Annotated in this window: 10 protein-coding genes; 6 read left to right on the top strand and 4 right to left on the bottom strand. The window is 48.5% G+C overall.

Annotated features, from left to right (window positions below; genetic code table 11):
* Nucleotides 1-422 precede the first annotated feature (422 nt).
* The 3 genes from AC1DYT_RS12335 (at nt 423) to AC1DYT_RS12345 (ending at nt 6,704) form a co-directional block, all read left to right on the top strand.
* Nucleotides 423-2,984, top strand: coding sequence for a Kelch repeat-containing protein (locus AC1DYT_RS12335; RefSeq protein ID WP_477469905.1), 2,562 nt, complete (start codon nt 423-425; stop codon nt 2,982-2,984).
* 103 nt (nt 2,985-3,087) lie between these two features.
* Nucleotides 3,088-5,337 (top strand): GH92 family glycosyl hydrolase, encoded by a 2,250-nt coding sequence (locus AC1DYT_RS12340; RefSeq protein ID WP_477469906.1) that lies wholly within the window; start codon nt 3,088-3,090, stop codon nt 5,335-5,337.
* Between the two features lie 107 nt (nt 5,338-5,444).
* On the top strand, nt 5,445-6,704 hold the full coding sequence (locus tag AC1DYT_RS12345; RefSeq protein ID WP_477469907.1) for a glycoside hydrolase family 99 protein: 1,260 nt from the start codon (nt 5,445-5,447) through the stop codon (nt 6,702-6,704).
* Nucleotides 6,705-6,992: 288 nt separating this feature from the next.
* On the opposite strand, the gene AC1DYT_RS12350 is transcribed toward AC1DYT_RS12345, so the two are convergent.
* On the bottom strand, nt 6,993-8,831 hold the full coding sequence (locus AC1DYT_RS12350; protein ID WP_477469908.1) for a CocE/NonD family hydrolase: 1,839 nt from the start codon (nt 8,829-8,831) through the stop codon (nt 6,993-6,995).
* Nucleotides 8,832-8,893: 62 nt separating this feature from the next.
* On the opposite strand from AC1DYT_RS12350, the gene AC1DYT_RS12355 reads away from it, so the two are divergent.
* Nucleotides 8,894-9,511: a class I SAM-dependent methyltransferase gene (locus AC1DYT_RS12355; protein ID WP_477469909.1), complete on the top strand. Its 618-nt coding sequence runs from the start codon at nt 8,894-8,896 to the stop codon at nt 9,509-9,511.
* Nucleotides 9,512-9,646: 135 nt separating this feature from the next.
* On the opposite strand, the gene AC1DYT_RS12360 is transcribed toward AC1DYT_RS12355, so the two are convergent.
* The 3 genes from AC1DYT_RS12360 to AC1DYT_RS12370 all read right to left on the bottom strand — a co-directional run bounded on the left by AC1DYT_RS12360 (nt 9,647) and on the right by AC1DYT_RS12370 (nt 14,015).
* Complete coding sequence (locus AC1DYT_RS12360) at nt 9,647-10,333, bottom strand: response regulator transcription factor (protein ID WP_477461648.1); 687 nt, start codon at nt 10,331-10,333, stop codon at nt 9,647-9,649.
* A gap of 158 nt (nt 10,334-10,491) precedes the next feature.
* Complete coding sequence (locus tag AC1DYT_RS12365) at nt 10,492-12,120, bottom strand: sensor histidine kinase (protein ID WP_477469910.1); 1,629 nt, start codon at nt 12,118-12,120, stop codon at nt 10,492-10,494.
* A 5-nt stretch (nt 12,121-12,125) separates the two neighbouring features.
* Nucleotides 12,126-14,015 (bottom strand): alpha/beta hydrolase family protein, encoded by a 1,890-nt coding sequence (locus tag AC1DYT_RS12370; RefSeq protein ID WP_477469911.1) that lies wholly within the window; start codon nt 14,013-14,015, stop codon nt 12,126-12,128.
* Between the two features lie 133 nt (nt 14,016-14,148).
* On the opposite strand from AC1DYT_RS12370, the gene AC1DYT_RS12375 reads away from it, so the two are divergent.
* Together AC1DYT_RS12375 and AC1DYT_RS12380 are read left to right on the top strand one after the other, a co-directional pair.
* Nucleotides 14,149-15,954, top strand: coding sequence for a tetratricopeptide repeat protein (locus AC1DYT_RS12375; RefSeq protein ID WP_477469912.1), 1,806 nt, complete (start codon nt 14,149-14,151; stop codon nt 15,952-15,954).
* Nucleotides 15,955-16,030: 76 nt separating this feature from the next.
* Nucleotides 16,031-16,546 (top strand): hypothetical protein, encoded by a 516-nt coding sequence (locus tag AC1DYT_RS12380; protein ID WP_477469913.1) that lies wholly within the window; start codon nt 16,031-16,033, stop codon nt 16,544-16,546.
* Nucleotides 16,547-16,668 lie beyond the last annotated feature (122 nt).

Raw genomic sequence — 16,668 nt, forward strand, 5'->3', positions numbered from 1 at the left:
AAAAACGGGTATATTTCCGGCCAAACATATTTGAGTTTTGTTGACAGAAGCGGTGAGTCAACACGTTATTGGATAAAAATTCGCTCCCCATTATGCCGCTACCCCATGCTGTACCACCCGCATAGCCTGCCTCACCCGGCGCCTATAGTAGATTTTATACTGAAGGCAACGGGGTATGATGTGCATTGAGTAGAAAAATCCATTGTTAAAATCATATCAGCCATTGGTAAATTCATACCAATGGTTTTGTACGTTAGGGCCGTTTGCAATTGGCTATTATCGCATATTCCCGCTTGATGTGAACCGTTTTTATTGTAATTTAGCCATCCTTGCCGCTTAAACTCTAAATCGTTCATCCGGCTCGAATTATAAACTATACTATGGGGTACTTAAGTTGCGATACTTAGCACGTACTTATCAAAATGAGGACTTTTTTATCGGGATTAGTTGCGGTTATTTTCTTGAATATCTTGTTTGTATTGCCTGTTTATGCGCAATCGTACGGGCTTGCATTCAATAGCCACGAAGTTGTGCAGGATAAACGCACCACCCTCGACCTAAGCCTCGACAACGTTTCGCAAAAAGACAAGCTCGAAGTATCGTTCGACCTTTCTTTCATCCCCAACCGCGCCATTTATTTCGGCTACATCATGCGCCTGGTGGGCGATGACAAGCAAAATATCGACCTGGTTTACGATAACCAGGCCAACACCCGCCATTTCAAGATCATCGTGGGCGAGCGCCTCTCCAAAGTGTCCTTCAACCTTGATGAGAAGCTGCTGTTTGGCCAATGGAACAAACTACGCCTCCTTATCGATTATAAAAACGATAAGATAACCGTTATTGCCGGCAAAGAAAGCTATACCGAGGCGGGCGTGCACCTGCAGCGCGCCAAAAGCTACAAGCTGCTGTTCGGCGCCAACGCTTACCACCAATACCAAACCACCGACCTGCCGCCCCTAAAACTACGCGACGTAAGCGTTCTGCAGGATGGCAAAGCCATTGCAAACTGGCCGCTGAACGAGTGGCAAGGCAACGTAGCCAACGAAACCATCAACCAAAATAACGGCACGGTAACCAACCCGCTTTGGGTAAAAGCGCGCCACCGCAATTGGTCGCTGCAGAAAGAAATAACCATGCCCGGCGATGCTACCGTAGCCTTCGATGCCGCAAACGAAGAAGTGTACATCATTACGCCCGATTCGTTGGTTACCTACTCGGTAAACAAGGTGCCACAGGTAAAAACCATCGCCTATGCATCGGGCAAGCAACGGCTGGTGCCGGGTGCACAAGCCATATTCGTAAACGGCAAAATATACTACCTGTATGTAGACCAGATGAATATGGGCACTTACGACCCTTCAACCAATCGCTGGGATAAGGGTTTCACCAACATTGCTACCAACAACGGGCATCTCAACAAGTTCTACAACAAGGCCGGTAACAGCATTTATACCATAGGTGGCTACGGGCAGTTAGTTTATAAGGATAGTGTAAAACGTTACGATTTTGCAAGCAACAGCTGGCAGATTATAAAAACCAGGGGCGATGTATTCACCCCGCGCTACCTGGCCGGGCTTGGAGCCAATGCTGCCGGCGATACAGCATACGTTATAGGCGGTTATGGCAGCGCATCGGGCCAGCAGATTGTAAACCCGCGCAACATTTATGATATGATGCGTTACACGGTTAAGGATCAAAGCTTTAAAAAGCTGTTCACCATCGCCGTAAAAAAAGAAGATTTCGCCTTTGCGAACTCGCTGGTCATCAATACTACGAACAAATCCTTCTACGGGCTCATATTCCCTCAGCATAAGTTCAACTCCAGCCTGCAACTGATAAGCGGCTCGTTGGATAAACCCGATTATACCCTGGTGGGCGATACCATCCCCTACCAGTTCCATGATATCCATTCCTTTGCCGATATCAGCTATTTCCCGCAGAGCGGCCAGTTTATGGCTGCTACCCTGTTTAAGGAAAACGACCAAACGCGCATCAAGCTATACTCGCTGCTTAGCCCGCCCGAGCCGCTCATGGCCGACCAGGCAGTAGAAAAGCACACCAGCCGTTGGATCTGGATAGCTGTCGCAGGCTTCCTGGTTGTCGCTACAGGTATTGCATACCAGCGAAGGAAACGTGCCATATTATCTTTGGACGTATTAAAACCAGCGGAAGAAACCATGCTGGTGCCTGCGCCCCAACCCGCAGCAAACATAACCATGGCTGATGGCGCGGAAGAGGAGAACGTACGCATAGCCAACAACAAAAATGCCATATTCTTATTCGGCGACCTGCAATTGTTTACGCCGGATGGCAACGAGATTACCAAGTACTTTACACCATTGTTAAAGGAGCTGTTTTTGGTGATTATGCTCTACTCCATCAAGCTGCACCGTGGGGTAAGTTCCGAAAAACTGAACGAGATACTATGGTTCGATAAATCGGAGAAAAGCGCGCGCAACAACCGTTCGGTAAACATTGCGAAGCTAAAATCGCTGTTGGAGCAGATGGGCAGCTGCCACTTGTCGAAAGATACCGGCTACTGGAAGATAGAGATCGATTACGCGGCCATCTTGGTAGATTATCACAACTACCTCAACATCGTATCTAATAAAAACAAGCTCGATAAACAGAAGATACTGCAACTTACGCATATCACGCAACGCGGGAACTTTTTATCCAATATAGAGTACGAATGGCTGGATACCTTCAAATCCGAAGTATCCAACGAAATCATCGACAGCTATATCCGGTACGCCAACGGCACCCCGCTTGCCAATGACCCCGAATTCATGATAAAACTGGCCAACGATATCTTCTATTTCGACCCGGTGAACGAGGAAGCCATGATATTGAAGTGCAAAGCGCTGGTGCACCTGGGTAAACACTCGCTGGCTAAAAACGCTTTCGAAACCTTCAATAAAGAGTACAAGGCCATCTACGGCGAGTCTTTCGAGCGCGATTTCCATTCAATACTCGAATAAATGCGTTACAACGCAGTTTTCCGCTCCAATTAATCAAATATTAATAATTCATTAAGCCTTTACGGCAAATTTGGTGTTATAAACCTTTTATAAATTTCACCAGATGGTTATCAATTACTCCCGCTTGGTAAGGGCGGTATCTTTATGTGCCTTTTTCAGTATCGCATCGGCAGGCCCGGCATCCGCGCAAACCGGCGACGATGCTACCCTCAATTACATCGATCCGCGCATCGGCAGCGTGGGGCAGCTTTTAGAGCCCACCCGGCCTACCATGCACCAGCCCAACCAAATGATACGGATGTACCCCAAACGGGCCGACTACATCGACGACCAGATATCCAGCTTCCCGCTCAACATGGTATCGCACCGCCTGGGCGAGGTATTCGCTATAAAACCCATAAATGGTACGCTTAGTACTGCTTCCTGGGACGAAAAAATGCCATACGACCACGATCTGGAAGTAATACACCCCTGGCATTATTCCACTTACTTAATCGACAAAGGCATTACGGTCGATTTTACGCCCGGCAAAAAGGTGGGCATATTCAGGTTCGCGTTCCCGGCCAAAAGCGATGCTAAGAACATCTTGTTCGATGTATATAACGATGGCGCCGCAAAATGGGCGTTCGCCAACGGCAACGAACTTACCGGCATGGAAACCTACCACGGCGATATCAAAGTTTACGTTTACGGGCAATTCAGTGCCAAAGGTACGGCAGGTACCGTGCAGAACGATGCCTTGTCTAAACAAACCACAACGGAAGGCAAGGGCGTTAAGTCGTTCATTACCTTCACCTCGGCAGCGCCGGATGCGATAGAATTCAAATACGCCATATCGTACGTGAGCGCGCAACAGGCCAAACAGAACTTTAAAGATGAGTTTACGGGCGTAGATTTTGATGCCTTGGTGGCAAGCGGCAAAGCGGCATGGGCAAAAATAGTTGGTCAGATACAGATAGAAGGCGGTACCGAGGCACAGCGACGCTCGTTTTACACCGCCCTTTACCGCAGCAACGAGCGGATGGTGAACATTAACGAAGGTAGGCACTACTACAGCGGCTACGACAAAAAAATACACGATAGCAACCGCCCCTTTTATGTAGACGATTGGGTTTGGGATACCTACCTGGCCCTGCACCCGCTGCGCACGATATTGAACCCCAGCATGGAAAGCGATATGCTGAACTCCTACGTAGACATGTATCAGCAAAGCGGCTGGATGCCCACCTTCCCGGTGCTGTTTGGCGATAACCCCTGCATGAACGGTTTCCACTCTACCGTAATGTTCTTAGATGCCTACCGCAAGGGCATCCGTGGCTTTGATGTGGATAAAGCCTATGAAGGCGTATTAAAAAATGCCAACCAGGCCACTATGCTGCCCTGGGAAAACGGCCCCAAAAGCATCCTGGATGATTTTTACCTGAGCAAGGGATACTTCCCGGCATTGAGGAAGGGCGAAAAAGAAACCGTGGCGCTGGTACACTCCTTCGAAAAAAGACAGGCTGTAGCGGTTACGCTTGGCGGTGCTTACGACGACTGGGCAGTTGGCCAATTTGCAGCGGATTTAAATAAGCCTGCAGATGCCGCCGCTTTTGCCAAACGAGCTTTAAACTACAAAAACCTGTGGAACAACGATAAGCAGTTATTTACACCGAAAGACAGTGCAGGCAATTTCATCAATATCGACCCGAAATTTGATGGCGGCATGGGCGGCCGGGATTTTTACGACGAAAACAACGGCTGGACTTACCTGTGGCAGGTACAGCACGATATAGACGGGCTGGCCGGCCTGATGGGCGGCAAGGATAAATTCCAGGCCCGGTTAGATCAAACCTTCCGCGAGGGGTTGGACAGGAGCAAATACGAATTCTGGTCTAAATTCCCGGATGCTACCGGCCTTGTGGGGCAATATTCGATGGGCAACGAGCCCAGCTTCCATATCCCCTATCTGTACAACTACGTAGGCGCGCCATGGAAAACCCAAAAACGTATCCGCTTTTTGCTTGATGTTTGGTATAAAGACAACATCTTCGGCATCCCCGGCGACGAGGATGGCGGGGGCATGTCGGCCTTCGTGGTGTTCTCGTCAATGGGTTTTTACCCCGTTACGCCCGGCAAGCCGGTTTACACCATCGGCAGCCCGGTGTTCAGCAAGGTTACTATCAACCTGCAAAGCGGCAAGCAATTTAAAATGATTGCCAATAACTGCAGCGTGGTGAACAAATATATCCAAAGCGCAAAATTCAACGGCGAGGTGCTTAACAAGCCTTGGTTTACCCACGAGCAACTAATGGCCGGCGGTACGCTGGAGCTGGAAATGGGGCCTAAGCCTAATAAGGATTGGGGGATATAGGGAAGTTGGTATAACTAAATATTTCACGCAAAGGCGCTAAGTCGCAAAGGTGTCTGAGCCGAGCTTTGCGGCCTTTGCGGCTTTGCGTGAAAAAAAATCATCAGTCAATGAAAAAATATATAGGAACGGTGCTTTGTACATTGATTTTCACATGGGGTTTGGCGCAAACTAAACACGGCAAAACATCGGCTTTCAAAAGTTATAAAGGGCTCGTGATGGCGGGGTACCAGGGCTGGTTCAATGCGCCGGGTGATGGCGGCAACCGGGGCTGGAACCATTACCAATCGCACGGAAAATTCGAGCCGGGGAGTACCAATATAGATGTTTGGCCGGATGTGAGCGAATATCCCAAAACCTATAAATCGCCCTTTAAGCTGGCCGATGGCAGCGATGCTTACCTGTACAGCTCGCACGATGCATCCTCTACCGAAACGCATTTCAGGTGGATGAAGGAATACGGCGTGGATGGCGTGTTCGTGCAGCGATTCATAGGCGATGTGCAAAAGCCCGCCGGTCGCGCCCACAACAACGTGGTGCTGGGCAATGCGCTTAAATACGCGCAGCAATACCACCGGGCCATTTCGGTAATGTACGATCTTTCGGGTATGCAGGCGGGCGGCGATTCGCTGGTAATCAGGGATTGGAAACAACTGATCGATAGCATGAAGCTCACCAATCGCGGCAGCAAGCAAAGCTGGCTATACCACAATGGCAAGCCGCTGGTAGCGGTTTGGGGCGTGGGCTTTAACGACAGGCGCAAATATGGCCTGGCGGAGGCCGAACGCATCATCGATTTCCTGAAGAACGACCCGGTTTATGGCGGCTGCGCGGTACTGCTGGGCGTACCCACCTTTTGGCGCGATTACGGTAGCGATACCGAAAAAGACCAGCACCTGCACGATCTGCTGCGCAAGGTAGATATCGTACATCCCTGGTTCGTGGGCCGTTTCAACGAAGACACTTACCCCAAATTCCAGGCTCGTATTGCAGATGACATAGATTGGTGCCGGGTTAACAAGGTGGAGTATGTGCCAACCATTTTCCCTGGCTTTAGCTGGCATAATATGAACCCGCGCGCGCCGCAGAACCAGATACCCCGCAACCGTGGCAAGTTCTATTGGAAACAGGTAAACGGCGCGCTCAAGGCCGGCGCTACGATGCTGTACGTAGCCATGTTCGATGAGGTAGACGAGGGTACCGCTATCCTCAAATCATCCAAAAACCCACCGGTTGGCCTCAGCAGTTTCGTAACGGTTGAAGACGATATACCCAATGATTATTATTTGTACCTCACCGGCTATGCCGCAAAAATGCTGCGCAAAGAAGTGCCGATGCGCGATAGCGTGCCACCGCCGATAAAGAAATAAAAGCCCATCAAGAGTAAAGATATCCGGGAAAGTATTACCGGGATTTAGTTGAATATAGGATGTGCCCGGGTTGAGAGCCGGGCACACTTTTTTATAGTGATGGGTTTGTGATGTTTTTTAAACCGCAGAGGGCACTGAGAAAAAACACAGAGGGGCACAGAGCCTGTTAAACGCCAACGCTTTGGAGTGAATCATTGTCAAATCCATTTGCAAAGCTCTGTGTTTCTTTGTGTCCCGAGGCAGCAAATCCTTTGTGGCCTCTGTGTTAAAAAAACGGTTAGCATTACCCTACTCCACCACTGGCAGCGCAATCGCCGACGCAAACTTCACTGAATGATAAACCTTATGCGTGGCAGGTATAAAATCGCTTGCTTTTGCATCGAAGATGTTTGGGACATACCGTTGCGGGTTACGGTCGATAATGGGGAACCAGGTGCTTTGTACCTGCACCATTATGCGGTGCCCCTTCTTAAATACGTGGTTGCTGCCGTGCAGATCAACCGTGTATAGTTCCACTTTACCGGGTGTTATCGGTTCCGGATGCTCAAAGCTTTTACGGAACCGGCCACGGAACACATCGTTCGCAATCATAAATTCGTAGCCACTCATTTTTAGTTCGGGTTTGTATTCGGCGGGATAGACATCAATTAGTTTCACCACCCAATCAGCGTCGGTACCGGTTGTAGAGGCATATAGTTTTGCTGCGATGTTGCCGGTGATGGTTACATCGCTGGTAAGGGTATCGGTTTGCCAGCTGAGCACGTCGGGGCGGTTATCTACAAAGCGTTGGTCTTCGGTAAGCCAGGTAAACCAGCGGGAGCCCGGCCCGTAAGTCTCCTCAATGGGGCGGCTGCGGTAAGGCACAGGCTTGGCCGGGTCTGAAATGTAGCTATCGGCAATAGCTTCGGCAGGCGTTGGCGGCGTAAAGGACAGCTTGCCATTGCTGTGGAAGTAGATGTTTTTGATGATGGATTCCTTTGGCGGCCATTTACTGTATTCCTTCCACACGTTGCTGCCCGTTTGGAAGGTTATCGCTTCGGCAAACTTGCCCTCGCCCTTATCCTTCAAATAATAAGCAAACCAGCGTGCCTGTATGTCCTTACGGAAAGTAACGCCTGTGTTGGTGCCGAATTTAATATTGCCCAGCTTATCGCCGTTGCCGCCTGCCCAACCGCCGTGGTTCCAGGGGCCTATTACGATGTAGTTTTGGTTATTCGCATCATGCGGCTCCAGTACCTCATAGGCCTTTTGCGGGCCGTAAAAATCTTCCTGATCCCACCAGCCGGCAACATGCTGTATGGCAATACGCGGATGATCCAGCCTGAATTTCATCGCTTGCTTTTGCCAAAAGCTATCGTAGTTGGGGTGTTTGGTGAAATCGTTCCAGCTGGGCAGTTTATTATGGAAGTATTTTTTATTGACATTGGATAGCGGGCCCAGTTTAAGGTACCAATCGTAAGTATCGTACGTACCGAATTGGTAAAGCGTATCGGTATGGGAGGCTTCCTCCATAAAGGCATATTCAAAGCCATAACTCAGGCGGAACGCCCCGTTATGGTGGAAATCATCGCCCAGGAACATGTCTGACGGTGTGGCCTGTTCCGATACGGCTTTCATAGCCGGGTGCGGGTCGGTGGCGCCGATGAGGGCCGTCCAGCCATCGTAGGAGATGCCGTACATGCCTGCCTTGCCGTTGTTATCGGGGATGTTCTTCAGCAGCCAGTCTACCGTATCGTAGGTATCGCTGCTTTCGTCGATGGAGTTGGGCTTGCTTTTATCGCGGCTGAAACGCTGCATCTCGAAAGTCCCTTCAGATTTGTACCTCCCCCTTATATCCTGCGCCACGAAGATATAGCCATCTTCGGCCATGTCGCGGGTATAGTTGCTGCGTTCGGGGCTGCGGCTGCGGGCAACGCCGTATGGCGTACGCGTGATTAAAAAAGGCAGTTTTTCGTGCTGGTCTTTAGGCGTGTAGACTACCGTGAAAAGTTTTATACCATCGCGCATAGGTATCATTACTTCTTTGCGATTATATTTATCCTCTGTTGGTGCCGTTTGGGCATGCAGGTTTTGCGCTGTAAATAAAACCAACACAAACAGCACGAGTTTAAAAGAAAAGGATTTCATTGGGCAATGGTTAGATTTAGCTAAATATAACAATTCATCCTTAAAAAGAAACAAGCAAATCAATGGCAGGCAATTACGATAACTCGGCATCTTTTTACGACCGCCTGTCGCGCCTGGTGTTTGGCGATGCGCTTATGAAAGCACAGCGTTATTTTTTACCTCAAATACCCGCCGATGCCAGGGTAATGATTATCGGCGGCGGCACAGGGAAGATACTGGAAGAGATAAGCAAGGTACACCCTTCCGAGCTGCGGATTACCTACGTGGAAATATCTGCCAAAATGATGGCCCTATCGCGAAAACGTAACGCTGGCGCAAACCAGTTGGAGTTTATCAATAAAGCGATAGAGGATGTAGAGTTACCGCAGGTTTTTGATGTAATCATCACGCCTTTCCTGTTCGATAACTATGCGGCTAAAACCCTGCCCGCTACATTCCGCCACATCCACCAAATGCTTAAGCCCGGCGGCTTGTGGTTCAATACCGATTTCCAACTGACGGGCAAGTGGTGGCAAGCTGTGTTGCTGAAAAGCATGCTGTTATTTTTTAAGGTGCTCTGCGGAGTAGAATCGTGGCGATTGCCGGATGTGGAGCGGGAGTTTGGCAAGCACGGCTATACCCTGGCGGGAACTAAACTCTTTTTTAAGGATTTTGTGGGGACGAGGATGTATAAGAAATAACCAATTGTCACGAGGAGTGGCTGGGGTAGAGCCATGGGGCGACGTGGCAATCTCACAGGACACGCATTGTCGCTTTGCAAATTCGCTAAATGTCCTATGAGGTTGCCGCGCTGCGCTCGCAATGACAAACGGGAATTAATACACAAACTTATACCCTATCCCCCTCACGGTTTGCAGGTACGTTGGCGAATCGGGGTTGTTTTCTATCTTTTTACGCAGGCGCACGATGTGCATATCCAGCGTGCGGGTGTTTACGTCGGCATTGTAGCCCCACACTTCCATCATCAGCTCTTCGCGATTTATGACCTTGTTCTTGTTCTTGAGGAAATAAAGCAGTATGCGGTTCTCCAAAATGGTAAGCTCGGTTTTACGACCATCACGTATCAGCAGGTGAGTATTGGGCAGGTGTTCCATATTACCGAACTTGTGCGATTCGGGTTTCTCGTTGTTGAGCGAGAATTTTATTTTGCTATCGATCATCGCCACCAGCACATCCATATTGAAAGGCTTGGTGATGTAATCAGATACGCCGAAGTTGTACGCCCCTATCTTATCGATATCCTGCGCCTTAGCGGTCATCATGATAATGAGCTTATCGAAGCCTTGCTCGCGCAGGCCGGCACAAACGTCTGAGCCTTGCTTGCCCGGCAGCATCCAATCCAGCAGCACGATGTCGGGCAGTTCCGCCAGTATCATTTTCTCGGCTTCGGCGCCGTTGCCGCTTTCCAGCACCTTGTAACCCTCGCTCTGCAGGCGCTCGGCAACCAAAAACCTCAGGTTTTCGTCGTCTTCTACCAGCGCTATTTTAATTTCTTTATTCATTTCTTTTATTCTATCATCTTTTAAAGGTGGCGGTGGGGGGGGCCCCCCCCGGGGTGCAATGGCGCAGAGGACACACCCCTCCGCCCCTCTCAAGAGGGGAATCGCACATTCCCCGCGCTTTTTAAAACACCCAAAGTGTCCCCGCCGCCAGCACTCTGCTAACTTTCCAGTGGCAAGGTAATCATAAACGTAGAACCCTGGTTTATCTTGCTTTGCAGGCTTATGGCTCCGCCCATATAATTCACCAGTTCTTTGCAAAAAGCCAGCCCCAGGCCTACGCTGCCGTTTTGGTTGTACTGGTTCTCTATCCTGTAAAACTTCTTGAATACATCGCCCTGCTCGTACTTGGCCATGCCTATCCCCTTATCGGCAAAAGAGAATACAATATTACGCTTATCCTGTTTTATTGTGATGGATAATTCTTTTTTACCGGGGTGCGAATACTTATAAGCGTTCTCCATCAAATTTTGGAACACACTGCCCATCAGCACCGGGTCGCTTTTAAATTTAGCAACCTCCACCTGCGATTGCAGCTTAAAATCGGGGTATTTTATTTTAAAGGTATCTATATAACCCTTCACAAACTCGGGCAGGTTTATTTCTTCGTGTTTTACATTAATGGAACGGTTCTCCAATTGCGTAAATGACAGGAGTTTGTTCATCAGTTCGTTGAGCTTATCGGCTTCTTCATCCAATATTTTACCGTAATGTTTACGCTGGCGTTCGCTTAGTTCGGCATCGCCCTTTAGGTTAGAGCCGGCGATTTTTATAACGCTAACCGGCGTTTTAAATTCGTGGGTAAAATTGTTGATGAAATCGTACTGCAGCTTAAATACTTTAAGGTTTATATTAAGGTTGCGGTAAATGAGATAACTGATCAGCACCAGGAAAAAATAAATGAGCAGCAGTATAGCGCCAATGGGCAGGTACCTGCGTTCTATCTCCTTATTAACATGCGACCGCTCCGAGCTAAAATATAGCTTAAAGTTAGAGAACGCGCCCGGCAAGGCAGCTTCTGTTATTACTTTTTCCTGCTCCACATCCAGCGGGTCGTACACAACGGGTTGTATGGTAACATCCTCATAAAGCTCTTTATGCGTGTTGATCACTTTTAAAAAATGAGGATCGAGCGAAAAGGTCATCATGTTTTGTTTGCCAAAATTATCGCTTTGCTTACTCCTCAACAAGGCACGGTATATGCGAATATCCTCCCTGCGCGGGATATTGAGATAGCTGATCTTATCCGGCGTAACATTATAAAAAGTGCGAAAAATTTCATCCTGCGTAGGCACCCGCGATGTATCTGCCGAATTGATGAACGTATTCAATTTTAAAGCCATTTGCCTAAAATCCTCATCGTTCGCAGTGCTCATATCCTTTACGCCGACAATGCCACCACGTTTGGGTTTAAAGCGGTATATGTCTTTCACCGTAATTCCTTCGGGGTGTTCGGCAGTGGGGCTGCCTATCTTTATATCGTAGAAAAGCACCTTTCGCACAAAGTGATAGGCCCTAAAAACGGTATCGGAATAATTGGCCGCCGAAGCGGAATCTAAAAAGCCCTGGTAGGAGGTTATTTCGGGTATTTGTATCTGAAAAAAGTCGTAATAGGGTTTTATGGTTTGTTCCAATACCTCGGTCTTCTTGTTGGCAAACTCGTTCTCTACATATTTGGAAGTAAGCTTATACGATACGAATATGGCTATAACAAGGGTTACCGTTATGAGCACCAAAAAGGCGGTTATCAGGGAAAAATTCGTACGGTAGAGATTTTTTTGCGCCTTCATAGCGGCTATTGTTTACCCTGCATGTTGGCATCCAGGAAGTTCTCTATCTCGGCATACATCTCCATCCGGTTATGCTCGCTACGGAAAAAGGCGCGTTCGTTTTCTTTAAGGCGGTATATTACAGGTACGTGGCGTTTGTTCAGTTCGCGCACAAATTGGTTCAGTTCGCTGATATTGGCGCGGGGATCTTTAGCGCCCTGGAAGATGAGCAGGGGGCTCTTTATCTTATCGGTATGGAAAACGGGGGAAATCGCACGCAACTGCTCAGCATCCTTTTCGGGGTCGCCTATCATCTCGTAGCTCATTTTTTGGAAAGGCTTGTAAAACGGCGGGGCATCCTTCAAGTAAGTAAAAAAGTTGATGAGTCCGTATTTCACCACCGCGCAGTTATACATATCGGAGTGGAAGGATACGCCATACAGGGCGGAGAAGCCGCCGAAACCGCCGCCAAAAATAGCTATCTTTTTGGGGTTGGCTATTTTATTGGCTATCAGCCAGCGCACACCATCGGTAATATCATCCTGTATCTTGCCGCCCACCTGCTTAAAGCCCGCCTTACGGAACGCTTTGCCATAGCCCCCCGAACCCCGGTAATTCACCTGGAAAACCGCATAGCCACGGTTGGCCAAAAACTGCACCTCGGCATCGTACCCCCACGAATCGCGACCCCATATGAAATCGTGCGGCATCACCACCACCGACAAGTTCTTCTTTTCCTTGCCCATTGGTACGGTTAGGTAGCCGTTGATAGTTAGGCCATCAGATGCTTTAAAGCTTACCGGCTCCATTGCACAAAATTCATCGGGATTTATACCGCTTAAAATATCTGCCAGTTTGGTAAGCTTATCACTTTTTTTCTCGTACAGGTAATACGAGCCTGGGTTTTTATCGGTATAGGTGTTAATAATGAATTTATTTTCGGCGCTGTCGCGGTCAACAATGTTCATCTCATCGCCCTTTAGCTTACCGGCAATGTTGCCATAAAGCTTTTCAACATCTTTATTTAAAAAATGCTTTTGGGGCTTGGCCTCATCCCAATAAGCAAACTCAATGCGTCGCTTGTTTTTAGAATAGGCCAGGTCCATAATATCGGCGGTGGTGCTGGCATATATCACCTTAATCTCTTTGCCGCTTTCGGCATCAATCTCTACCACGGCGGTCTTATCGCGTTCTACGTTTGATAGTGCGTAGAAGTAGTTCTTTTCGCCGGTAAATGCAACAGGTTCAACCCTATCGTTAAAATTGCTTTTGATGATGGGCTTAAAGGCCGACCGCTCGTTGGCCCGGTACAATATCGTTTCGTTCACCCCATCGGATACCTTTGCCAGGCGGATATCGCCATTCGGATCCGGGTACCAACGGGTTACGTTGCCGGGGTTCTGGATGTACAATTTCATCTCGCCGGTTTTCACATTAAGGCGATACACGTCAAAATTGGCGGCATCGCGCTTGTTCATGCTTACGGTAATCACATCGGGCTGCAGGCGGTTACGGTTAAGGATGCGTATGCGTACCTTATCCAGGTTAAGCAGGTTGGTTATCTTTAGGGTGGCCACATCCAGCGTAAATACGCGGTACACATCGCTGGCGATGATATCCTGGGTAAAAACGATTTGGTTGTTGAAGGTCCAGGAGTAATCGCGTACCGAATAGTCGGTATAAGCGGTGGCCATCCGCTCGTTGCCTGTCTCCAGCGATTTGATGTAGATATTTTGCTTATCTTTATAAGGCTTAAGGTACGACACGAATTTGCCGTCGGGAGATATCCTGAAAAAGCTCTTCTCTGGTGTCTTAAAAAAGTCGCTTACAGGTATTTGCTTCACGGCGGCAGGCGTGCAGGCGCATAACGAAGCAACACAGGCAATAAAGAGAAACAATCGTAGGCGGCCGGGCATCAATTATAGGCTTAATGATTAACTATGGGTCAAATTACTTATTTTAAATATTGCTAATGCTAATGTCACTACAATTTTACCCTGCTCCGGCGTTATATAGCATTAATAGGTGCAACTAAAATCTTCAAATGCGATGAAGCGTTTTTCAATCATAATAATACTGCTTTTTACCTTTTGTACAAAGCTTTTTGCACAAAATAATGATTTGGCCCTGGCGCGGCTATACGCCCAGAACGGCGAGCAGCAAAAAGCGCTGGATATTTACCTTAAACTGTACAAGCAGGATAACGAGGGTTACTATCAGCAATACCTCAACGCCTTGCTCGCCGGCAAAAAATTCGACGAGGCGGAAAGCATCACCCGGAAAATGATTCGTAAGCATCCCGGTGCCTACGAATACAATATTGCCCTGGGCACCATATACACCCAGCAAGGCAATACCGATAAGGCCGACGATATATACGCCGCGCTGATCAAAAACCTCCCGGCCGACCAAAACGAGATTGCCTCCATCGCCTCGCAGTTTTACCAGAACGCCAATGTGGAGTACGCCGTAAAGATTTTTCTGCAGGGTCGCAAACTGCTGCACAACGATGCCCTGTTCTCTTTCGAACTGATAAACCTTTACCGCTACAAACGCGATAAAGCCGGCCTTACCGAAGAGTACCTTAACTTTTTGCCCTCCAACCCATCGTTCTTAAACCAGGCCGAAAGTATGTTATCTACCGTGTATGAGGGCGCGCCCGATTACGATATATTGAAGTTTGCTTTGCTGAAACGGATACAGAAAGACCCGCAGCAGTTCATCTACGTAAACCTGCTTACCTGGCAATACCTGCAACAGAAGGATTTTGGGCAGGCGCTTAACCAGGCCATTGCCCTTAGTCGCCGCCAAAACGATGACGGCAGCAGCATATATGAGCTCTGCAGCACCCTTAGTGCCAACGAGGCCTATGACGAAGCCATCCGCGGATACGAATATATTATTGCCAAGGGGAAAGAAAATCCCAACTATGTTTCGGCCAAGATAGAGCTTATCAACACCAAGAACCTGAAGGTTACCAGCGGCAAATACACCCAGGCCGACCTGCTAAGCCTGGAGCAGGACTACCTTAACCTGCTGAACGAATTTGGCCGCAGCCGCAGCACGGTGTTCGCTATGCAGAAGCTGGCCGGCCTGCAGGCCTTTAAACTACATAAACTGAAGGATGCCCAAACCCTGTTGGAAAGCGCCGTGGCCATACCCGATGTACGCCCAACCCTGCTGGCAAGCTGCAAGCTTGACCTTGGCGATATTTACCTGCTGAACAACCAGCCCTGGGATGCCACCCTGCTGTACAGCCAGGTGGAGAAAGACAACCCCAACACCGCCGTTGGCCAGGATGCCCTGCTGCGGAACGCCAAACTGGCTTACTACACAGGCGATTTCAATTGGAGCAGGCGGCAATTGGATATTTTGAAGGCGGCCACCACGCAGTTAATAGCTAACGACGCGTTGAATCTATCTTTGCTGATCTCTGATAACCTGGCTATTGACAGCGCGGGCGCGGCCCTTAAGATGTATGCCCGTGCCGATTTGCTGATATTTGCCGAACAAACCGACAAGGCGGTACTAACCTTAGATAGCATCGGTAAGAAATTTCCCGGCTCGCTGGAGGCGGATGTGCTGATGGCCAAAACCAGAATACTGCTGCAGCAAAAGCAATATCCCGAAGCAGTGGCCTTGTTAAAACAAATTGTAGAAAGCCACCCCGACGACCTATGGGCAGACGATGCCGTATTTATGCTGGGCGACCTATACGAAACCAAGCTGAACAACCCGGCCATGGCCCAAACCTATTACCAAAAAATAATTACCGATTACCCGGGCAGCCTATGGCTGAACGATGCCCGCAAACGCTTCAGGCTCTTGAGGGGCGATAAGAATGATGCGAGTTAATTTAGAGTTAAGAGGTCGGCTGATTAGTTAGAGAATTATGCGTTAATTAAAGCTATTTTATACTTAAACCTGATACATGAAAAAAACCTATTACCTGCTATTAGTTATGCTGACGCTATCGGCTGCTGCTAAGGCCCAAACCGATTGGATAACAAAGAACGTAGACGAAAAGCTGTCGGTAAAATTCCCGGCAGAACCTCAAACGGTAACCCGGAACGGCATCGCCAGCTATCTGGCCAAGGGAAATGATAGTGTTAAATACAGTACAACCGTGCTGGACTATAAAGTAATAGCCCATTTAGATTCGGCCGCTTTGGCATCGGTGAAGGATAAACAACAATTTGCCGATGGGTTGAGGGCGGGTATCGCCTCGAAAAAGACGAACTATACTTTCGGCGTCGCAACGGTAGGCAAATGGAAAACATACACTACCTATAGCATGTCGGCATCTGACAATACCACCAAAGGCACATTGTTTATGTACATGATATTAATCGGCAGCAAAATGTACACACTCTCGTGCCTGGTACCCGCTAACCTGGCCACCAAAAACAATCAGATATTTTTTGATTCGGCTGAGGTGTTGAAATAGATTGGGTCATTGGGTCWTTGGGTCATTGGGTCATTGGGTCATTGGGTCATTGATAAGAATTTTGAATGTGGGATTGTGTTTTAAATAAAATCGAAAAAAATCAGTGTTAATCGGTGTAATCA

Source organism: Mucilaginibacter sp. P1_D10 (assembly GCF_056406215.1).